Below are 20,094 nucleotides of genomic sequence, written 5' to 3' on the forward strand. Positions count from 1 at the left end.
GTCGTAGTCAGGGCCTCACCGCTCCCAACGGTCCGTCCCAGCAGCGGGTGATCCGCGACGCGCTGGCGGCCGCCCGGCTGACCCCCTCCGACATCGACGCCATCGAGGCGCACGGCACCGGTACCTCTCTGGGCGACCCGATCGAGGCCGGAGCCCTCGCCGAGGTCTTCGGGCCCGGACGCTCCGGCGACCACCGAGTTCGACCCGGTCACCGGCAGCCCGATCGAGTCCGACGTCCCCAAGCTCGGCGGACTGCCCGCCGAGGCGATCTCGTACGCGTACAACGGCCACGGCCAGCTGTACATGTACGCGGGCGCCACGACGTACGACACCCAGACGGAGTACGACGCCTTCGGCCGCGTCATCCGCTCCACGGTCAACCCCTGGGGCGGCGAGGTCGTCGCCACCAGCCTCTACGACCAGGCGACCGGCCGCGTGCGCGCCACCTACCTGGACAAGCAGACCTCCACCACCGGAGCCGTCGAGCAGGTCGAGTACACGTACAACCCGGCCGGACGCATCACCTCGGTCACCGACGTACCCGACAACAACCCGGCGGCCCGGGACCGCCAGTGCTTCACCTACGACCACCTCGGCCGGATGACCACGGCCTGGACCGACACCGGCGGCATCACCACGCCCGCCCCCGAGCAGCACCGGACCCTCGACCAGGGCTCGTGCACCCACACCGACCCGATCGGCGGCGCGATCGCGCCGTCCACCAACACGGTCGGCGGCCCCAGCCCGTACTGGCACGACTACCAGTACGACCCCACGGGCAACCGCACCGCCAAGGTCGTCCACGACCCGTCCGGCGACACCACGAAGGACATCACCACCACACAGGGCTTCGGCACCCCGGGCACCGGGAACACCCCGACCTCCGCGGCGGGAACCGGCGGAGGCACCGGCGGTCCGCATGCCCTGCTGACCACCGGCGTCAAGACCGGTGCGACCGCGTCGGACAGCGGTACGACCGAGTACGACGCCTCCGGGCACCCCACCGCCCTCGGCACGAACAAGACCGGCACCGCCACCCTCACCTGGAACGGCGAGGACCGCCTGAACAGCTACGCGCCCGCCGTCGCCGTCACCGGAATCGGCGGCAAGTGCCTGGACATCCAGGGCGGCAGGAGCACCGACGGCACCCAGGTCCAGATCTACACCTGCAACACGGGCGGTGGACAGAAGTACGCCACAGCCGGCGACCGGCTGAAGACCCTCGGCAAGTGCGTGACCGCCATGGGGACGGCCGCCGGTTCCCCCGTCCAGCTCCAGCCCTGCGACGGGCGCGCCGGACAGACCTGGCAGCCGCGGGCCGACGGCACCCTGTACAACCCGGCGGCGACCCGCTGCCTGGCCGTGCCCGGCGAAGTGACGACCAACAGCACGCCGCTCCAGCTCGCCGACTGCGTTCCGACGCCGCCGGCCGGCCAGAAGTGGACCGTCCCGGACAAGACCTCGACCTATGTGTACGACGCGGACGGCAACCAGCTCGTGCGCCGGTCGCCCGGGAAGACCGTCGTCAACCTCGGCACCGACCAGGTCGTCTACGACAGCGCCGCGAAGACCCTGACCGGTGTCCGGTCCTACCCGGTGCCCGGCGGCCTGACCATCGTGCGCACCGGCGCGGGCACCGCCGCCGGCGGGTTCGTCGCACAGCTCGCCGACCATCACGGTACCCACACGGTCAGCGTGGACCTGTCCTCCGGCCAGACCGTCGTCCGCCGCCCGTCCGACCCGTTCGGCAACCCGCGCGGCACGCAGCCGGCCGTCGGCGCATGGGCTGGGGACAAGGGTTTCGTCGGCGGTACGCAGGACACCGCCACGGGCCTGACGAACCTGGGCGCCCGCCAGTACCAGCCTGCCACCGGCCGGTTCCTGACACCCGACCCGCTGCTCACACCGGACGATCCGCAGCAGTGGAACGGCTACGCGTACGGGGCCAACGACCCGGTCAACAAGGCGGATCCGACCGGACTGAACTGGTTCGACCCCGGCAAGCTGTTCGGGCGGCTGGTCACGGGCATCGTCGAACTGGTCACCAAGGCCGATGTCTTCAAGGAGAAGTACATCCCCGCCCACGACTTCACCATCGAGATGCACGCCGTCTGGCTGATGGTGAACCAACCGAAGGGCGGTGGCACGGTCACCATGGACACCGCCAACCTGGGCAAGGGAATCAACCCGGGCAACCAGATACCCGGCGCGTCGAAGGGGAACCCGGGAAACCTGAAGATCAACGGCAAGGCGGACCTCATCTACTGGACCGCCGACACGGTCTACGTCTGGGAGGTGAAGAACGCCGGAGGCCCGGCCGAGAAGGCCGGCGGCGAGGAGGTCAAGAACTACGTGAAGTACCTCCAGATGAAGCTGGAGAGCCAGGGCGACACCCGGAAGGTGGAGGTCGGCTTCGACACCTCCTTCCTGGCCGGGGCCAACCCCTACCAGCCGGGCAACTGGGTCGCCTCCAAGCCCTCGTCGGAGTTCGAGGGCGTCATCGTCTACCGGAACGAGACGAAGGGCAGGGAGCGGCCCAAGGCGGAACCCCGCACGGTGCCCGAGTACAACCGCGTCCCGGCTCCCTCGCCACAGACCGCGCCGACCACGGAGAAGATGCCCAAGGGCACCACGTTCTCCCCGAGCGAGCTGCGGCCGAACGAGCCGTCCCCGGCCCCTGCCGAACACACCCACGGGTGGACCTTCGAGATGCCGACGATCAACTGGGGGAACGTGGTGAAGCAGACCGGCGAGGGCATCGTCGTCGGACTCATCATCATCGGAGGGATCGCGACCGCACCCATCCAATCGTGACAGTCCCCTTCCAGGAGGCCACGGCGCACTGACCGAGGCGCCTGCGGACAACGGCCGCTCCATCCGGTACCCCGGGTGGAGCGGCCGTTCCGTTTCTGCGGAGCGGACGCGGCACAGGCAGGCCGGGCGTACACGGGCACATACCGCCGGGGCCCGCGCCCGATGCGGTGTCAGTGGCTTGGGCGGCGGCTCAGGGCGATGCCCGCGACGTGGAAGACCGCGCCGATGATCCCGGCGACAACCGACGAGGTCGCCTGGGCCGGCTTGTCGCTCGCAGGGAGAACGGCGGTCACCACGCCCATGAGAAGAGTGGAGCGGAGGGGCAGGTCGGCTACTTTCGCCGCAACCACCTCCCGTCCGTTCCCCGGGTTGCCTCCCTGGACGAACTGAACACGTCGTTCGCCGAGTTCGAGCGGGCTGAGGAAGGGCGGCGGATCTGGATGCGGAACCGGACCACCGGCCAGGACTTCGCCCTTGAGTCCGTGCCGCTGATGCCGCTGCCGCGGGATTCCTTCGAGACCGGAGTCGTGTTCACTCCGCGGGTGGACCGCTACGGCATGGTCGCGGTGAGGGTTTGCCGCTACTCGGTTCCGGCCCGGTTCATCGGCCGCACCGTCCGAGTCGTACTCCGCTCCAGCGACCTCGTTGTCTTCAACGGCCGCAGCGAGATCGCCCGCCACCCCGCCTGACGGCGAAGGGCGCCGAGCGTGTGGTCCTGGCGCAGCATCCGGCAGCCACCAGCCACCAGCCACCAGGCACCCGGCTCCTGCGCCACCCACCACCGCACAGTGCACTGCGACACCCCCCAGCACGGCGGCCACTGTCGGCGCACACGTGAATGCGCTCAACCAGGTACGCGACTTCGTGCCCACGTGTCACTTAAGGAAGCGCGCGAACAACGCGGCCGCGGAAGGTTAGGGGATGGCAGGGCTCACGGGGTGTGTGGTCGGCGCGCAATGGCCAGCAGGTGCAGGCTGGAGACCACGAGCTTCGGGTGGCTGTCGGCGAACCGTGCGACAGCGAGGGCGGTTTCAAGAGCCTTCGGGCCCAGGTCCTTTGCCCCGGTCCGACGTTCTTCAGCCCTCAGGGCCTCGTAGGCGGGCCCGTGCAGCCCGTAGACGGTCAGGTCACCGAGGCCGGCCCGACTGGCCTCGTCGCAGAGCTCTGAGGGGTCGTGGTAGTACGTGGTGGGGCCGTCCCGGCGGACGCGCAGCCCCGTCGTCGCGATGTCCAGCGCACTGGGTGAGTCCAGGTCCATGAGCTTTGCATACCGGTTGAGCGCCGCCGCAGCGACCAGGCCACCGGGCCTGACGACACGGTGAGCCTCCCGCCACGCACGGGCACGCCCGGTGCCGTCCGGCAGGTGATAGAGGGGACCGAGCATCAGCACAGCGTCGAGCGAAGCGTCTGCTTGGTCCAGTTGCCGCGCATCACCCACGAAGGCAGCCAAACCCTGATGGCAGGCCTGCCGTACGTGCTTCTCCACCGGGTCGACGACGAGAACCTGATAGCCGCTGGCGGTGAGCCAGCGAGCATGCACTCCAGGCCCGCCGCCGACATCCAGCACGGACGCGGGCGAGGGCGGAAGGTGAGCCCGCAGGAGTTCCTGCGTCCGCAGCAGCTCGACTGTCCCGATGGTGCGCCCGGAAGTGAGGCGGCCAGCCTCATCGCCGGCACCGTAGAAGGCGGTGATGTCCGGAAGGAGCGCCATGTCTACCTCCGCTGGGAAGAGCAGGCTACGGATCGGAGAATGACATGGTCGGCCGCACGCCGCTACGGAAACCGTCCGGATCAAGGAGCAGTACCCGCTCATGGTGTCGGCGGCCGGCATGTGAGCAGCCTTCCGTGTACCGCCGCACTGTACACATTCACGTGTACCCCGACACCCGGTCGAAGTCCGCTTCACCGACGCCCACCACCAGCAAGGACCTTCATCGACAAGTGGCCCGTCTTCAGCGGTGAGGACCTGCACTCCGACTCCAGCCATCCCGTCGAGGTGGTAATCCTGTGCGACGTCCTGACCAGCGGTTGCCCACCTTCCTCACACCGTTCAAGCAACGACGAAGTGAGGCGAAGAGCGACGCTGGTCGTTTTCAAGGCTGTGGCGGAAATTTCGTGACGGCCAGTTCTAAACATCCGCCATGGCCCGTGATGGCCGTTGTCCAGCATGTTGTCTGTGGGGGACGAACAGCACTTCTGGGATCTCGTATGGCCTGACGCCGAGGGACTGATCATCGATGCGGTGGACGTCGTCGGTGATGCTGTGTGGATCGACCTGCATGCTCGGCAGCCGACGGTGACGTGCCCCTCGTGCGGCGTGACTGCTTCACGCGTACACAGCACATACATGCGGCGCCTGGCTGACCGCCCATTGGGCGGGCGGCGAGTGTTACTGCGCCTGCGGATCCGCAGGTTCTTGTGCGACAACGGCCTGTGCTCCCGCCGGACCATGGCCGAGCAGGTATCGAGCCTGACCACCCCGTACCGGCGGCGCACCCAGGCGCTCGCCCGAATGGTGCAGGCGATCGGGCTGGCCGTCGGTGGCCGGGCCGGCGCCCGGCTCGCCGGCTATCTGCCGGTGCGGGCGACCCGGGACGTGATCCTGGGGGAACTCCGACGGCTCCCGGACCCGCCGTCCAGCCAGGTCACGGTCCTGGGCATCGACGAGTTCGCGTTCCGCAAGGGCGCCACCTACGGCACCGTCCTCATCGATGTCGAAACACGACGGCCGATCGACCTCCTGCCCGACCGCACCGCGGACGCGGTGGCCGCCTGGCTCGCCGACCACCCCGAGATCAAGGTGATCTGCCGGGACCGGTGCAGCACCTTCAGCCAGGCCGCCGCCCGTGCGGCCCCCGACGCGATCCAGGTCGCAGATCGCTGGCATTTGCTCCACTCGCTCGCTCGTGCAGTCGAACGCACCGCCCACCAACATCGCGCCTGCCTGCGTAAAGACGCTGAGACCGGCGATTTGGACCATTCCGAGGAGCCGTCGGACTCAGCCGCTCTGGCGGCACTGATCGGACCGCCGGAGCCGAACGACCCACCCGACGGCCAACTTCTGGCCCGAGTCCGCCAGTGGCATACGGACATCCACCAGCTGCGCGAACGCGGCTGGACAATCAGCGCGATCGCCGACCGCCTGGGCCGCGACCGCAAGACGGTGCGCCATTACCTGACGACCGACCTCGACCAGATCCTCGCCTCGGCCCGAGAGCGCCGCCCCAACGGCCACATCAACCGCTTCAAGCCCTACCTGCAACAACGCTTCCGCGGCGGCGCCACCAACGCCGCGGCCCTCTTCCGCGAGATCCGTGAACGCGGCTACCGGGGCAGCCGTGTCGTGGTCACCAAGTACATCGCGACCCTCCGTGCCGGCACCGCCTTCCCGGAACCACGCCAGCCTGTTCCCAGTCCCCGCCGGATCACGACCTGGATCATGCGGCGCCCGGAGAGCCTGACCGACAGCCAGCGCGAACGGCTCGACCGCATCCTGGATGCCTGTCCTGACCTGGCCACCGCCCGCGACCTCGCTCACGAGTTCAGTGCCATCGCCCGCGAACGCCGAGGTCACGACCTCACCGGCTGGATGGCCCGCGCCCTCGACCAGGGGCCACGGCCGGTCCAGGGCTTCGCGGCCTTTCTCCAGAACGATTGGGACGCCGTCGTCAACGGCCTGACGCTCCACTGGAGCTCTGGCGCCGTCGAGGGGCAGGTCACGCGCATCAAACTGATCAAACGCCGGTCATACGGCCGTGCTTCCTTCGCTCTCTTACGAACCCTCGTCCTCGCCCAGCCGCCATGACGCGGGACAGCGCCGTGACCTGGGGGTTACCGGGCTGGATATGACATCCTGCTGTAGTGCTTCTGAGTGATCGAGTGAGCAGCGTCGAGCTCTGTCCCCTGCGCTACCAATTCCCCACCGCCCCCGGAAACCCATACGACGACAACTGGCTGGTCGTCGGCGGAAAGGTGACGACCCCCGAGGGCAGTTGGTCGTTCGATGACCCATGTCTGCTGACCGATGAAGCCCGTGAAGTGACCACCTGGCTGCGCGCGGTGGCGGCGGGGACAGTAGCCGTGTCCGGCCGGGATTCCGAAGGTGAACTGTCCCCGGACACCTGGTTCGTCGAGCCGGTCCTGGCCTTCAGTCTTGCCGATCGAAGCGAGGGCTGGGCGGTGATTCGCGTCCACCTGTCTTTGGAGGCTGCCCCCCCATGGCAGCGGGGTGACGAGAGCACGGGCATTTACCAGTACGCCGTGGAGGTACGGGTGGACACGGACGCCCTGCTCCATGCGGCCGACCAATGGGATCTTGCTCTCGCGTCCTTCCCACCCCGCTGATCGGCATCGCGAGACATCGGGCATCACGAAATATCCGCCACAGCCGTTTTCAAGGCTCTGACCGGAGTTCCGTGAACGACTGGAGAGGATGCCGGAGACCTGTCGGCGGGCAGCCTCGGTGAGATCGCTTACTGGTTGACTGTCCGTCGTGACCAAGATGATCGAGATACCGGATGCCGAGGGCGACTGGGAGCCTGCGGCAGAACTCCAGGCAGGTGGGCGCAATCCGGCGGGGCAGGCATCGATGTTCCAGAGCGCGGCTTGGCCGTTGAGTTCGCTGGCCTTGCTCTCGGTGGACTTGGATGCGGTGGCCCGGCGGCTGAGGCTGACCATCGAGACCTCGTGGGACGGGCACGGCAGCGTTCGGGCGGCGTTTTTCGTGCTGGACGGGACGGACTTCGTCGTCACCCACCACGAGGGCGACCCTCCGGGCACCCACGTCTGGACCCGGAAAGGCGGACCTGCCGATCCGGCCACGCGCGCGGGCAGCCTCCTCGCGGCTCTCGGAGTGGGGCCGGAAGTGGTCTCGTACTCCACCTGGGGGCCGGCACCGACCTGTCGCACGTGCCCGCCGCCTGGTGGCGTGGCCGGTCGAAGCCCGTGTGGTCGCGTCAGGACATCTGGGAGAACTTCAAGATCCGTCCGGGATGTTCGTCGGCCGCGTCAGCTTCGGGGCAGTGGTCGGATTCCTCAACGGCTACGACGCCGCCTCCGATGGAGCCCTGCTGGACGGGTTCCAGGACTGGCTCGCCACCAAACTGGGATACGGCTGGAACCTGGTGTATTGGGCCTTGGCCGAGAAGCTGATCTTTCCCGACGGCCGCCCCGAGGAACCCTGGTCGCCCGAGAACGAGCAGCGCGCCGCGACCGAACTGATTCGCCTGCTCGACGAGTTCTTCGATCACCGCACCGGTGATCCGAAGGATCGCCCTGGGGCAGGCTGATCAAGGGCCCTGGGCTCACCCCCCGGGGCGAAGATCCTGATTCGCAGAAGTCGGAACGACGCCCAGCCGCACATGGCCTTCTTGAGCGTTGTGACCCGAGTTGGATTGCCCTCGACCCTGCCGGAGCTCCCTTCAAGGGTGAGGCCAACGGCGGCGGCGTCGAGGTCCTGGCAAAACCGGCTCCGACCGGAGTTCCGTGAATGCCCAGGTCAGCGAGTGTGTGCGGGAACGTTTCGGCAGGGGATCTCTCGGTTGTGGGGGTCTGTTCGCTGGAAGATGTGCTCTTCCCGGAAATCGATGTGCGGTTGGAGCAGGTGGACTTCACCGCGGAGGCTCTGGTCGTGGTGGCGGTCGCATGCGGGCCACCACCACGATGCCCCGGCTGCCGAACTCGTGCCCGCCGTGCGCACTCCTCGTATGAACGCGGTCTGGCGGAGCGGCCACTGACGGGAAGGACGTGGCAGGTCAGGCTGAGGGTGAGGCGGTTCTTCTGCGACCGTGCCTCCTGCCGGAGGAAGACGCTCGTCGAGCGGGTCAGCGGGCTGAGCGAACGCTACCGCCGCTCCAGTCTCGGTTTGAAGAAGTGGCTCCGCGCGGTTGCGGTCGAGCTCGGTGGCCGCCCCGGTGAACGACTGTGCCGCAAGATGTCTCTCCCTACGGGCCGCAGCCGGCTCCTTGAGCTGCTGGAATCGCCACCGGTGCCGGAGCAGGCGCCGCGGGTCCTCGGCGTCGACGAGTTCGCCTTCCGCAAGGGCCGCACTATGGCACCCCCCTCGTCGATAGGGAAGCCGGCCAGGTCGTCGACGTCCTGCCGACCGCACCTCGGAGACCTTCGCCGCCTGGCTGCGCGGCCATCCCGGCGCTGAGATCATCTGCCGCGACCGGGCCACCGCCTACAAGCGCGCGGTCAAACAAGCCGCACCGCATGCCCTCGAAGTCGCGGATCGCTGGCACCTGCTCCAGAACCTGGCCGCAACGGTGGAGAAGACCTGCCACCAGCACCGCTCCTGCCTGCGCAAACGCGTCGACGAGGAGACCGTCCGCATTCCCGATGCAGCGATGTACGGGCCGGGCCTCGTTCAGCCTGCTGCGGACCCGGATTCTCACCCAGTCCTGAGCAGGCACTATGGGATCATGGAGCCCGATCTGGAAACCGTGACCGTGAAACTGTGGCGTGCCGATGCCGTCGTGCTCTTCGACTGGCTGATCGCCACGGACCTCGATTCGGTTCCCGTGACCCACCCGGCGCAGAAGCAGGCGTTGGCTGATCTTCTGTCCCAGTTCGAGTGGGCAGCCGACAGCGATGTCACAGGATCGACCGCCGAGGAGATCGCAGCCGCTCAGGAAGCCGTCGCCAAAGACATGGGCTGGTGGTTGAGCAGGCCGGCTCGCCGTCACAGGACGCCGCACCCAGCTGTGCGCTTCACGGAACTCCGGGCAGAGCCGTTTTCAAGAATCCCCATCATGCCTTCGGTTCCGGTGGAACCGTGCCCGTGCGGTCTCCCCGTGGTAGAGCCGGATCACCCGGTGGGCACAGTCGACGGGTGATCCGGCCACGGCCTGCGGCCAGGCCCGCTCCTGCGGCCGGGACCACGGGGCCGTTCACGGGGCGGGGGAACGAGATCCCGGTCTTCCGGGCCCGGTGGATCTGTCACCGTGCCCGGGAGCGGCGGGCTCCCGGAGACGGTGCGACGATCCCCGGCTTCCTTCGGTCGTAGGAGGAAGAGAGCCTGTGGTTCAGGCGTCCGGGCGCACGGTGCGGAAGGTGCGGCGGTAGGCGTGGGGGGTGACGCCGATGGCGGCATGGAGGTGCTGGCGCAGGGAGACACCGGTGCCGAATCCGGAGCGGTCGGCGACGAGGTCGACGGGCCAGTCGGTGGATTCCAGCAGGTGCCGGGCCAGGTCGACGCGCTGGCGGATGAGCCACTGGCCGGGGCTGGTGCCGACCTCGTCGCGGAAGCGACGGGTGAACGTACGCACGCTGACGCCTGCGTGGGAGGCCATGTCGGCCAGGGTGACGGGTTCGGCGAGGCGTTCCATGATCCATGCCTGGGTGGGTGCGGTGCCGGAGGCCGTGGGGTCGGGGACGGGCCGCTGGATGTACTGGGCCTGCCCGCCGTCCCGCCAGGGCGGTACTACGCAGGAGCGGGCGACGTCGTTGGCGACGTCACTGCCGTGGTCGCGGCGCACGATGTGCAGGCACAGGTCGATGCCGGCGGCGACCCCGGCGGAGGTCAGGACGTCGCCGTCGTCGATGAAGAGGACGTCGGGGTCGATGCGCGCGCTGGTGAACATGCGCTGCAGGCGGTCGGCTTCGCGCCAGTGTGTGGTGGCGGGGCGGCCGTCGAGCAGTCCCGCGGCGGCCAGCACATAGGTGCCGGTGCAGATCGCCACGAGCCTGGTACCGGGGCGGATGGCGCCCAGGGCCTGGCGCAGGGTGCCGGGCAGGCGGCCCTCCTCGCGGATGGGGCCCAGCGCGTGCGAGGGCGGGATGACGACGGTGTCTACGGTGGCCAGCACAGAGGCGTCGTGGGAGACGGTGAGCTGGTAGTCGGCCTCGGCGCGGACGGGGCCGCCGTCCAGGCTGCAGGTGGTCACGGAGTAGAGCCGATTGCCCGTGCTGTCACGAGCGGCTCCGAAGATCCGCGCCGGGATGCCGAGTTCGAAGGGGACGACGCCGTCCAGGGCCAGAACGCCAACGCGGTGCATGACCGGATCCTTTCAGTCCATGACCATCGGGCCACTACTGGGGGTCGGTCCGCCCCGGCAGTCTGAGGGACGCGCCCAAGCCAAACCGCGCAACCACCACAGACGCACTGCTGAAGCGAGCACTCATCATGAACCAGGCCACCACCCCCACGACCATGCGCGCCGTCTCCCAGGACATCGCCGGAGCCCCGGACGTCCTCAGAGTCGTCGAGGTGGAGCGACCCGAGCCCGGCCGGGGCGAGGTCCTGGTCCGAGTGCACGCGGCGGGCGTGAACCCGGCGGACTGGAAGACCCGCCGGCGCGGCGAGTTCGCCACCGGCGCCCGGCCGCCGTTCACGCTCGGCTACGACGTCGCCGGGGTGGTCGAAGCGGTCGGTGAGGGGGTGACCCTCTTCCAGCCGGGCGACGAGGTGTTCGGGATGCCGCGCTTCCCGCACCCGGCGGGCGCCTACGCCGAGTACGTCACCGCCCCGGCCCGCCACTTCGCCCCGCGCCCCGGTGGACTCACCCACATCCAGGCCGGCGCCCTGCCGCTGGCCTCGCTGACCGCCTGGCAGGCCCTGGTGGACACGGCGGATGTCCAGCCCGGCCAGCGTGTCCTGATCCACGCGGCCGCGGGAGGCGTCGGCCACCTGGCCGTGCAGATCGCCAAGGCCCGCGGCGCGTACGTCATCGGCACGGCCAGCTCTCCTAAGCACGAGCTGCTGCGCTCACTGGGTGCCGACGAGCTGATCGACTACCGTACCCAGGACTTCGCCGAGACCCTCCGGGGCGTCGATGTCGTCCTGGACACCCTCGGCGGCCCCAACTGCGCCCGGTCCCTGCGAACGCTCCGGCCGGGCGGCACGCTGATCTCGATCCTGCCGCCGGACGACACGTTCCCCGTCAAAGAGGCCGAAGCGGCCGGGGTGCGGGCGGTGTTCATGCTCGTCGAACCCGACCATGCCGGGCTGCGCCAGATCGCCTCCCTGGTCGAGGGCGGCGCCCTGCACGTGATCGTCGACGAGGTCTTCCCCCTCGAAGAAGCCGCCCGGGCCCACACGCTGGGTGAGACCGGCCGTACCACCGGCAAGATCGTCCTCTCCGTCGCCCCCTGACCCACCGCGGCTGCCTCTCTGTCCTGCGGCAGCTGTACAGCCACCTACCCAGCCTGCGTCAGGCACCGAGCCGTCAGCACCACACAGAACGGAACCACCATGAGCACCAGCACCGCCCCGGCCAGCACCCGTGACGTCGTCGACGCGTTCTTCGCCCGCTTCGGCGAAGGCGACATGCCAGCCCTGCTGGACCTGTTCGCCGACGGCGTCGACTTCCATGTCGCAGGTGCCCCCAACATCCCCTGGGCCGGCAGCCGTACCAGCATGGACGCCATCGCCGCGTTCTTCGCCTCCTTCGGACAGCACCTCACCCCCGCCGAGGAGTACGTCGTCGCCACAACCGTCGTCGACGGCGCCCACGCCGTAGTCATCGGCCATAACCGCTTCGGGGTCCTGACCACCGGCAAAACCTTCACCAACCACTTCGCCCTCCACCTCACCGTGGCCGACGGGAAGATCACCGGCTACCGCATGTTCGAAGACAGCCACGCAATCAGCGAAGCCTTCACCCACTGAACCGCCAGGCCAGGGCCTCCCTTCTGACTGACCTGGGTCAGCGAGGTCAGCAGCGAATCACAGAAGAGGAAGCGACGCCTTCCGGGTGCCGGCGGATGTTCCGGACGGCAGCTGATCGGCCGGCCGGTGGACCAGGCCAAACCCGCGGGCTCTAACCCGGACGCGCAACACACGCGGCCGGACTGTCCGGGCCTTCACCCGCGACCCCGCCGGTCAGGCCGCTCACGCCCTCGCCTCGGCAGGGGGTGCCGAGGCGGTCTTCGCGAAAGCCGTTCGACGGGAAGAGGGGGGCAGGAGGATGTCTGTATGACGCGGGGCATTGAGGTTTCTTGCTGAGCTCTCCGCTGCCCCTGACTCCTTGCCGCCGGCCCCGGATGGTCCCGGCATCGTCAAGTCCCTCACTCCGGCTGGTGGAACGGTCTCGGTAGACCAGACTTTGAGCGGTTCGGGTTGATGGTCTCGCCTCGCTCCACGGTGGTCTGGCTCGACGACGAGTCGACCCGCGACTGGGCAGGCGTCTGGCGAGGCGCTGCCAGGAGCCGGGGCCGAAGCGGCGTGATGGGGATACGAGGTGTTTCCCGCAGGGCCGGCTCCAGCAGTCCTCGTCCGGAGCACCGGCGGGCAGATCCTGCCCGTGGAGCAGTGCCGCGGCTACGGATGTGCAGTTGCCAGGATCGTGCGGTTGTCGAGGAGCGGGGCGGAGCGGACCGTGTGGATGGTCGGTCGGGGCGTGTTTACGGCGCCGGCAACGGCATTGGCGATTCGGGCTGCCGACTGCCGCTCTGCTTTCGTCTTGGCGTGCGATGCCTGGACTGTATGTGCGAAGAAGTGTGCAGAACGGTTGTTACGCGGGCTGGTCACACGGTTGGCGGAGTGCGCTGGGCGCTGCGACCGGTCGTGCGGGGGAGTGTGCAAGGGCTTGCGGTGGATCATTGGCCGGTTAGGTGTAGATGTCAGTGAATGTCAGGGTCGCAGCTTTCGTGTATCTGTATCCGGTACAGCCGTCAGTTACGGAAATGTTCGTACCCGGTAACGGGGCCTGTGTGGCGTTCCGGTGGAGTCGGCGGGGCAGCAGAGTTCGGGTCCTCGGCCCAGCACCGGACCGGGACCCGCACCGCTCTCACATGCTGTTATCGGCTCGTGAAGCACTTTTTGAGGAGACATCACCCATGTCTGCTTCTTCGACCGCCCGCCGTATCGCCGCCACCGCCCTCGCGGCCGGCGCCGCAGTCAGTGACTGTTCGATTCCGTTTGCCCTGTGCCGTGGCGCCGAAGACCAAGCCAGGCGGGAAGAAGGCTGGCCGCGCGGGCCTCGGCGTCCCGGTCGCTCAGGAGATAGTTGCAGGACCCGCGGTCCGCAGGGCATCGCTTGGGGCCGGCAGTCTTTGAGCTACTCGAACACGCGACGAGATTCCGAGAGCTCGAAGGTTTCGCTTTCGGGGAGAGTGACCCGAGCTGTCCTGAGCGCATAGTCGACCTCAGAGCCCAGCCTGGTGTATTCGGCAACGTGAATCGTGATGTTGGTCGCCCATGTGTTGGGGGCGATGTTGTTGAGCTCAAGGTAGAGATCCCAGCCGCGGTTGAAGATCCCCTCGATACGGTTGGGTGTCCACCGCCAGAAGATATGCGTGCCCTTGGAGTTCGTGACCGGTCGGGCGCTCCAGCCGCCGCCCTGATCAGGTTGATCGCCACCTTTCTGATGCGGCCTGATGTCCTCTGGCCTCTTGGTCAGGGCGTTAGGGCAGGTGCCAATGGGAAAGCCACTAGAGATCTGGCGGCAGTAGATCGAGGTGCCGTTCACATCGTCCGCAGCGGAGCCGACCTTCAAAGCAAGGATGCTGCGACCGGTTTCGGCGATGATGAGAGGTGAGGCGATCAAGGTGTACGTCAGGAGCGGTTTGTCGGGCATGCCGAGTTTCCTCTAAGGGTGGCGATCAGGGACCTCTCACCGGAGCGCGACGCACACGCCAGCCGGACCCCCGGAAGGGATGGCCGCCGTTGTGTCAGTGTCCCTGATTCGATGCACCAGCGGCCGAGAAGCAGTGGGCCAGCCATGATCGGAATGGTCGACTATCGGTCGTGAGCGAGCGGGTGAGTTGGCGCGGTTGGTCAGCGACGATGCTCAGCGTAGGTGCCGTCCCTGCGCCGACTGTCTAGACGCGCCGACCAGAACCAGGGCGGTCCGTGATGGCCGGGCGCCAAGAGGGCTTCGGCTGTCCCCACAGAGGCGAAGCGCGAGCCCGTCGGCTTCCGGCTCACGTCTCGATGTACAGGCAGTTCGATTCTTACGGTTCTCTCGGTGCCTCCCGAAGTGGGGTTCTGGCACAGGTTCCGTGCAGCAGTGACTGAGCGTTGCGAGCCGGGAGGCGGTTGTCTCGCTGGTCAGGGCTGGATTTGATCCGGCTCGACGAGGTTAGGGTGCTGATTCACCGAACCGAGGAGAGCTGGCGTGCGCGACAGACCGCGGATCGAGGAAGCCCTTGATGTCCTACGTGCCGAACTGGAGGTCGGGCTGTCGGCGACGGAGTTGACCACTCGGGCTGCGTGGCTGGCCTTCATGCGATTCGCGCGACGGCGCTTTGCCACCGAGCCGACGCTCGACTCAGACGGCTTGCTCTTCCAGTACGGCACGTACGCCTTCAGCGGGCGTCCGATGTTCACTGTGGACCTCACGCGACAGTTCGACATCAGTGACGACGGCGGTGAGCACGACCACTTCGTACAGATTCACTGCGAACTCCGCTACGAGTGCGAACCTGCCCTGGACGTCCTGGGAAGCTTCAACTCCTGGTTCTTCCACGACGCCAACCCGGGCCTCGACGAGTGGCTCACTGCCATGGAGGGGCACCTCGAACCGCTGCTGGCTCGTGTGCCCTCCGAGATCGACGTGTACGAGGAGCCGGTATAGGTCGTCGGTCGATGCCAGCGGCCAGGGTGTGGAGGCTGGGCAGGTCGTCCTGTCGGACGGCGTCGAGCCAGTCCGGCAGGCGTTCGCCTTGACGCCCGGTAAGCATGGCCGCGAAGGACCGCACATGCCGGGTGAGCGCGTCGAGTTCGGGGCAGTGCGTCCGCACATTCTTGAGGTGTAGCTGCTCGGATTCGGTGAGGGTATGCGGGCGCCGGAGGATCCATCCGGCGACGGCTCGGGGTGAGGGCGGCCGTGCGGTCACCGGCCGCGGCGAGGTGTGCTTCTTGTGCAGGTAGGCGCGGACGCGCTGATTGCTGCCTGTGTAGGCGGGCGGGACGATCTCTTCCCAGAGCTTCCAGGCGTTGGTGCACCCCTCGTTCCAGCGGTTGTCGAGGTAGGTCTTGTACTCGTCGAGGACGGATGCCCGGTTCTGCCACTGCCCATCGAAAAGGTCTTCGGGAGTGTCAGCACGGGAGAACCGCAGGACCGTGTTCTGGCTCATACCGAGTTGCGGGGCCACGGACCGCTTGCTGTGCCCAGCGTCCAGCAGCGCGTGAATGGTGGAGTGCTCGGCGCGTGTGCGTTCGGCGAACCGGTGGCCCATCGGCCAGGGAGAACTGGACGGCATGCCTTCGAACGCGGGCTCCGACCGAAGGCCGGCGGTCTCAGGAACGAGGGCTCGGAGGCAGTGGCGGTGCTGGGCGACGGATCGTTTGGCGGCTTCGCTCAGGTTATGCCAGAGGTGCCATCGGTCCGCGACCTGGATCGCCTGCGGCGCTCCGGCTGTGGCGCCTTCTGCGAAGAAGGGCGCACGGTCTGGGCAGACGACCTCTACGCCGGGACGCTCGGCGAGCCACGCGGCCAGACTTGATGCTTCCCGGTCGGGGAGCAGGTCGATCGGGCGGCGGGTTTCGACATCGACCAGGACGGTGCCGTAGTGGCGGCCCTTGCGGGTGGCGTACTCGTCGACGCCGACTACCCGCGGCGCGGTCACCTTCGGCTCGGGAAGAGCGTCGACCAGGCGCAACACCGTGCTCCTGCTGACGGCCACGCCCAGGACGGCAGCCGGCCGGGCACCGGCCCGGCCGGCCAGGGCGAGACCGACTGCGGCCAGGGTGGAACGTTGTCGCTCGGTGCGCTGGCTGTGCCTGCGGGTGAGGCCGGGTATCTGTTCCGCGAAGGTTCGGCGGGGGCACATGTTGTTCCCGCATCGGAAGCGCCGAACTCGTAACCGGAGTACGACGCGTCGTCCGGCGCTCGGCGCGTCAGCGGGAAACCGCAGGTAGGAGCTGTGAACCCGGGTCGACCAGGCCCCGCATCCCGGACAGGCGGCGCCGACCGTGGTGCATAGCGCGTCAACACGCACTATCTCGATATCCACGTCCACCGACACCACCGCGACGTCCGCGATCGCCGGGAACAACAACTCCTTCAACTGGAGCACGGCCTCATCCACGGTCCGGACTGTCAGCCCAGCTGTACTGACCAACGCCTATTTTCGGGCGACTTCGCAAGCCGCCCAGGGACGCTCAGCTGTCACTCACCGTAGCCCCTGCACAAAAGCTGAGCCAGAACCACGACTCGTGATTTAAGCCAGATCAGCGCTCGAAGCGCTGACTGGTTCCTTCAGCCGCTGGTCATGGTGCCTGCGGCGCCCGTGGCCTGGCCCGGCTCAAGCGCGCGCACCCGGGGCTGCTCGACGAAGTCCGGCAGGGCAGTACCTGGTTCACAGTTCTGTGGTGCCTGGCGCCCTGGAGGGGGTGAGGTGTGATCTTGGGGTGCGATCCCCGCCGAAACGCTTGCCTTGGTCGAGAAGATCTTTTCTTCACACCATGCCCGCTGTCACCATGGGTCCCATGACGCACCTCGCCAAAGGCGCCAACGTCCCCGTCCCGACGGTACCGCTCCGGATCGCCGTGGGCCGGCAGCAAGCGCCCGGCGTGCCGGCCGTCGAAGCCTCCGCCGTACTGCTCGACGCGGCCGGCACGGTGCGCGGCGACGCCGACATCGTCTTCCACGGCCAGCCCGCCCACCCGTCCGGCGCCGTGCGCCACGTCGGCACGGGCGAAGGCGCCGGCCAGTTCGCGGAGTGGCTGGAACTGGACCTCCCCCGTATCGAGCCGGCCGTTCAGCGCGTCCTCGTCGCCGGCTCCTGCGACGACGGCACCTTCGGACAGGTCCCCGGCCTGTACGCCCAGGTCACCTACGCCGATGGCGCCATCCTGACCCACTATGACGTCACGGATGCCTCCAGCGAGACCGCCTTCGTCCTCGGGGAGTTCTACCGCCGCGACGGCGTCTGGAAGTTCCGCGCGGTCGGCCAGGGCTACGACTCCGGCCTGGCGGGGCTGGCGACGGACTTCGGAGTCGAGGTGGCGCAGGCCCCGGCGCTGGCGGCACCATCGCTCCTGCCCACCGCCGCGGTCACACCGCCGCCGTCGGGACCTGTGGCGCTGCAGGGGGTAGGCAAGTCGGACTCGGCGCCGGGAGGGGTGGCCGTGCCCCCGATGGCGAAGCCGGTGCCCGTAGCTGTGCCCGTACAGCAGACCTCGTCCATCGCCACTCCGGCCGCCACTCTGGCCACCCCGGCCGCCATGCCCTCCTGGGGCGCCGGCCTCTTCCACTTCGAACCGCTCGTCTTCAGCGGCAAGGGCGCGAAGACCGTCACGGTGGACCTGCCGTTCCCCCAGGACTCGGCACCGGTGATCCTCGAAGCCCGGGTCGGGCCGCAGTACCACTTCCTCAGCGTCCAGATCGCCGGCCGCTCCACGGACGTCTTCTGCAACGACCTGCCCGGTCACTACGGGCGCGCCCTGCTCAATCCCCCGCGCAAGGGCGGTCCGATCAAGCTGATGGTGCGCCAGTCCGGGACCTGGGAGCTCACCCTCCTCCCTCTGACCGCCGCCCTCCCCATCGGCCCCGGAACCATCCAGGGCAGCGGCCGCGAGATCTTCGTCCACACAGGCACCGCCGCCGACCTGAAAGTCCGCGCCAAAGACCCCCACAGCGGCTGGTTCCAACTGAACCAATACCAGGGCGACACCCCCGACGACCTACGCCGCCCCGCCGAACAGCTCGTCCACGCCTGGAACGGCCGCCGCGTCAAGGAGAAGGTCCGCATCCCCGACGGCCCCCTCCTCCTCGCCATCGACAAGAGCCGCCACCACTGGGAGCTCACCCTCGACCCGCTGCCCCTTGCCTAGGCTGCGTCCCCGTCCTCGACGGCCTCCACGTCACCGCCCTCACCGCCCCCCGACGAAGGAGCCCACCCCGCGCTCTTCGTACTCCTCGGACACCACCGCTGGGTCACCGCCATCCAGGCCGCCGCCCTTGTTCAGTAGGTCGCGCCGCTGGCGGGTTCGGTAGGAGTCGCCGGTGAGGGTGAGGACCTCGGCGTGGTGGACCAGGCGGTCGATCATCGCGGCCGCAACCACGTCGTCGGAGAAGGTCTCCCCAGCGTCCGAAGGCAGGTTCGAGGTCTCCATGACTGAGCCCTGCTCGTAACGCGAGGCTATGAGCTGGAAGAACAGGTTCGCCGCGTCCTGGTCGAACGGGATGTAGCCCACCTCGTCGATAGTGATCAACTTGTAGCGGCGGATCGAGCGCGTCATAGTCGGGCAGGGCCCGCAGCGCGACAGCATGACCGTCGGCGTGTTGGCGGACGGCTGCCTGACGTCGCTGGCGGTCCAGCGCGAGGAGCTCGCGCATCTTCGCGGCGGTGGCCGCGTGGACCGGATCGGTGATGACCAGTTACTTGGCCCAGGACCTGTTGTGCTGGGCGACGACCTTCCCGTCGCAGTGAGCAGTCACCGTGTCAGGGGAGGCGGTGACGTCGACGAATCGGCCGATGACCTGCGGGTCGACGGAGTAGTCGACGGTGTCGACGCGGACGTAGTACTTCACCCTGAAGCCGGCCATCCTCACGCAGGCAGGGAGCAGCTCGAGGTACCGGTCGTCGCTGCTCGTGGGGGCCATCCCGCGCGAGCGGGGAGCAGGTCAACCTGTGGCGGTTCTCGTACGTGTGGGAGGGACACCATCCCCAGCCGGCGGGGAGCAGTCCCTGTGCATCGACGAACTCGGTTACATGGAGCTCGATCGCCGGGGCTCCGAGCTCCTTTCCAGGTCCTGACCGAATGGGAGGAGAAGAACAGCGTCGCCATCGCCTCCAACGAGTCGTTCTCCGGCTGGACCAAGACCTTCACCGACCCCCGCCTCTGCGCGGCCATCGTCGACCGCCTCACGTTCGGCGGCAACATCATCGAAACCGGCACCGACTCCTACCGCCTCGCCACCACCCGGGCCCGCGCCGAACAACAGTCCCTGGGCTGAGGGGACCGATCGAAGAGGCGCGAAAGGTCAGGACTGCGCGGTCCGGAACACGAGATACCGGTTGAAGGCCTCGTGGCTGTCGGGAGTGAAGCGCCACTCCAACAGGGCCGAGTGAAGCTCTGACTCGGTCAGCCAGCCATACCAGGCGACCTCGTCGGGATCGCGGGTCACAGCGTCCGGAACCACGGCTTCATGCACGCCGAGCCAGTGAGGGCTCAGGCCGCTGCGGTTGATGAACGTGAACAGCAAGCGCGGCAGGCCACGAATGCCCAGCTCTTCGGCCAGCTCCCGCCCGGCAGCCTGCTCATAGGATTCACCGACACCCACGGCGCCACCGACCATGACCTCATAGAGCCCAGGGAAGCGCGACAGCTGCTCCGACCGCCGGTGGACGAGGAACCGGCCACGCTCATCACGACACACCGTCGAGGCG

Annotated in this window: 16 protein-coding genes and 4 pseudogenes; 12 read left to right on the plus strand and 8 right to left on the minus strand. The window is 68.3% G+C overall.

Annotated elements, in window-relative coordinates; translation table 11 throughout:
* Together ACWGN5_RS39370 and ACWGN5_RS39375 are read left to right on the plus strand one after the other, a co-directional pair.
* A pseudogene (locus ACWGN5_RS39370) lies at positions 1-191 on the plus strand (hypothetical protein); the annotation flags it as partial.
* Between the two features lie 112 nt (positions 192-303).
* Entirely contained in the window at positions 304-2,814 is a 2,511-nt protein-coding gene (locus ACWGN5_RS39375) for a ricin-type beta-trefoil lectin domain protein (protein WP_453523225.1), read from the plus strand.
* A gap of 170 nt (positions 2,815-2,984) precedes the next feature.
* On the opposite strand, the gene ACWGN5_RS39380 is transcribed toward ACWGN5_RS39375, so the two are convergent.
* Positions 2,985-3,107, minus strand: a complete 123-nt coding sequence (locus ACWGN5_RS39380) for a hypothetical protein (protein ID WP_453523226.1) — start codon at positions 3,105-3,107, stop codon at positions 2,985-2,987.
* Between the two features lie 147 nt (positions 3,108-3,254).
* Here ACWGN5_RS39380 and ACWGN5_RS39385 point away from each other — a divergent pair, with 147 nt between their 5' ends.
* Positions 3,255-3,503, plus strand: a complete 249-nt coding sequence (locus ACWGN5_RS39385) for a Mu transposase domain-containing protein (protein ID WP_453523227.1) — start codon at positions 3,255-3,257, stop codon at positions 3,501-3,503.
* 242 nt (positions 3,504-3,745) lie between these two features.
* On the opposite strand, the gene ACWGN5_RS39390 is transcribed toward ACWGN5_RS39385, so the two are convergent.
* Positions 3,746-4,525, minus strand: a complete 780-nt coding sequence (locus ACWGN5_RS39390) for a class I SAM-dependent methyltransferase (RefSeq protein ID WP_453523228.1) — start codon at positions 4,523-4,525, stop codon at positions 3,746-3,748.
* A 456-nt stretch (positions 4,526-4,981) separates the two neighbouring features.
* Between ACWGN5_RS39390 and ACWGN5_RS39395 the strand changes: the two genes are divergently transcribed.
* From ACWGN5_RS39395 to ACWGN5_RS39410, 4 genes and pseudogenes are all read left to right on the plus strand, one after another.
* Positions 4,982-6,619 (plus strand): ISL3 family transposase, encoded by a 1,638-nt coding sequence (locus tag ACWGN5_RS39395; RefSeq protein ID WP_453523229.1) that lies wholly within the window; start codon positions 4,982-4,984, stop codon positions 6,617-6,619.
* A 56-nt stretch (positions 6,620-6,675) separates the two neighbouring features.
* The gene (locus ACWGN5_RS39400) at positions 6,676-7,158 is read left to right on the plus strand and encodes a WapI family immunity protein (protein WP_453523230.1); all 483 of its coding nucleotides are present in this window, start codon (positions 6,676-6,678) and stop codon (positions 7,156-7,158) included.
* Positions 7,159-7,805: 647 nt separating this feature from the next.
* A complete protein-coding gene (locus ACWGN5_RS39405) occupies positions 7,806-8,102 on the plus strand; it encodes a hypothetical protein (RefSeq protein WP_453523231.1) in 297 nt (98 codons plus the stop codon).
* A gap of 825 nt (positions 8,103-8,927) precedes the next feature.
* Positions 8,928-9,650, plus strand: a pseudogene (locus ACWGN5_RS39410) (transposase); the annotation flags it as partial.
* Positions 9,651-9,839: 189 nt separating this feature from the next.
* On the opposite strand, the gene ACWGN5_RS39415 reads toward ACWGN5_RS39410, so the two are convergent.
* Complete coding sequence (locus ACWGN5_RS39415; protein ID WP_453523232.1) at positions 9,840-10,811, minus strand: GlxA family transcriptional regulator; 972 nt, start codon at positions 10,809-10,811, stop codon at positions 9,840-9,842.
* Between the two features lie 128 nt (positions 10,812-10,939).
* Here ACWGN5_RS39415 and ACWGN5_RS39420 point away from each other — a divergent pair, with 128 nt between their 5' ends.
* Both ACWGN5_RS39420 and ACWGN5_RS39425 read left to right on the plus strand, forming a co-directional pair.
* A complete protein-coding gene (locus ACWGN5_RS39420) occupies positions 10,940-11,908 on the plus strand; it encodes an NADP-dependent oxidoreductase (RefSeq protein WP_453523233.1) in 969 nt (322 codons plus the stop codon).
* A 99-nt stretch (positions 11,909-12,007) separates the two neighbouring features.
* The gene (locus ACWGN5_RS39425) at positions 12,008-12,424 is read left to right on the plus strand and encodes a nuclear transport factor 2 family protein (RefSeq protein ID WP_453523234.1); all 417 of its coding nucleotides are present in this window, start codon (positions 12,008-12,010) and stop codon (positions 12,422-12,424) included.
* A gap of 1,390 nt (positions 12,425-13,814) precedes the next feature.
* On the opposite strand, the gene ACWGN5_RS39430 is transcribed toward ACWGN5_RS39425, so the two are convergent.
* Positions 13,815-14,333: a hypothetical protein gene (locus ACWGN5_RS39430; protein WP_453523235.1), complete on the minus strand. Its 519-nt coding sequence runs from the start codon at positions 14,331-14,333 to the stop codon at positions 13,815-13,817.
* A 540-nt stretch (positions 14,334-14,873) separates the two neighbouring features.
* Here ACWGN5_RS39430 and ACWGN5_RS39435 point away from each other — a divergent pair.
* A complete protein-coding gene (locus tag ACWGN5_RS39435; RefSeq protein ID WP_453523236.1) occupies positions 14,874-15,332 on the plus strand; it encodes a hypothetical protein in 459 nt (152 codons plus the stop codon).
* Here the strand turns inward: ACWGN5_RS39435 and ACWGN5_RS39440 are convergent.
* The gene (locus tag ACWGN5_RS39440) at positions 15,253-16,788 is read right to left on the minus strand and encodes an ISL3 family transposase (protein WP_453523237.1); all 1,536 of its coding nucleotides are present in this window, start codon (positions 16,786-16,788) and stop codon (positions 15,253-15,255) included. The two genes, ACWGN5_RS39435 and ACWGN5_RS39440, sit on opposite strands and share 80 nt — an antisense overlap.
* A gap of 400 nt (positions 16,789-17,188) precedes the next feature.
* Here ACWGN5_RS39440 and ACWGN5_RS39445 point away from each other — a divergent pair, with 400 nt between their 5' ends.
* Complete coding sequence (locus tag ACWGN5_RS39445; RefSeq protein ID WP_453523238.1) at positions 17,189-18,535, plus strand: TerD family protein; 1,347 nt, start codon at positions 17,189-17,191, stop codon at positions 18,533-18,535.
* Positions 18,536-18,574: 39 nt separating this feature from the next.
* Here the strand turns inward: ACWGN5_RS39445 and ACWGN5_RS39450 are convergent, their stop codons facing one another.
* Entirely contained in the window at positions 18,575-18,973 is a 399-nt protein-coding gene (locus tag ACWGN5_RS39450; protein WP_453523239.1) for an ATP-binding protein, read from the minus strand.
* Positions 18,933-19,229, minus strand: a pseudogene (locus tag ACWGN5_RS39455) (Mu transposase domain-containing protein); the annotation flags it as partial. The pseudogene ACWGN5_RS39455 and the gene ACWGN5_RS39450, both read right to left, overlap by 41 nt.
* Before the next feature lie 163 nt (positions 19,230-19,392).
* Between ACWGN5_RS39455 and ACWGN5_RS39460 the strand changes: the two are divergent.
* Positions 19,393-19,661, plus strand: a pseudogene (locus ACWGN5_RS39460) (ATP-binding protein); the annotation flags it as partial.
* A 27-nt stretch (positions 19,662-19,688) separates the two neighbouring features.
* On the opposite strand, the gene ACWGN5_RS39465 reads toward ACWGN5_RS39460, so the two are convergent.
* Positions 19,689-20,094, minus strand: a 406-nt coding sequence (locus tag ACWGN5_RS39465) for an NUDIX domain-containing protein (RefSeq protein ID WP_453523240.1), incomplete at its 5' end; no start/stop codon positions are given.

Source organism: Streptomyces sp. NPDC055815 (assembly GCF_053616475.1).

What these genes read in the sequence shown, in the direction of transcription:
- ACWGN5_RS39450 (WP_453523239.1), bottom strand. Translation starts at nt 18,973, where the DNA reads ATGCTGTCGCGCTGCGGGCCCTGCCCGACTATGACGCGCTCGATCCGC.
- ACWGN5_RS39375 (WP_453523225.1), top strand. Translation starts at nt 304, where the DNA reads ATGTACGCGGGCGCCACGACGTACGACACCCAGACGGAGTACGACGCC.
- ACWGN5_RS39420 (WP_453523233.1), top strand. Translation starts at nt 10,940, where the DNA reads ATGAACCAGGCCACCACCCCCACGACCATGCGCGCCGTCTCCCAGGAC.
- ACWGN5_RS39390 (WP_453523228.1), bottom strand. Translation starts at nt 4,525, where the DNA reads ATGGCGCTCCTTCCGGACATCACCGCCTTCTACGGTGCCGGCGATGAG.
- ACWGN5_RS39445 (WP_453523238.1), top strand. Translation starts at nt 17,189, where the DNA reads ATGACGCACCTCGCCAAAGGCGCCAACGTCCCCGTCCCGACGGTACCG.
- ACWGN5_RS39385 (WP_453523227.1), top strand. Translation starts at nt 3,255, where the DNA reads ATGCGGAACCGGACCACCGGCCAGGACTTCGCCCTTGAGTCCGTGCCG.
- ACWGN5_RS39430 (WP_453523235.1), bottom strand. Translation starts at nt 14,333, where the DNA reads ATGCCCGACAAACCGCTCCTGACGTACACCTTGATCGCCTCACCTCTC.
- ACWGN5_RS39415 (WP_453523232.1), bottom strand. Translation starts at nt 10,811, where the DNA reads ATGCACCGCGTTGGCGTTCTGGCCCTGGACGGCGTCGTCCCCTTCGAA.
- ACWGN5_RS39425 (WP_453523234.1), top strand. Translation starts at nt 12,008, where the DNA reads ATGAGCACCAGCACCGCCCCGGCCAGCACCCGTGACGTCGTCGACGCG.
- ACWGN5_RS39395 (WP_453523229.1), top strand. Translation starts at nt 4,982, where the DNA reads ATGTTGTCTGTGGGGGACGAACAGCACTTCTGGGATCTCGTATGGCCT.
- ACWGN5_RS39405 (WP_453523231.1), top strand. Translation starts at nt 7,806, where the DNA reads ATGTTCGTCGGCCGCGTCAGCTTCGGGGCAGTGGTCGGATTCCTCAAC.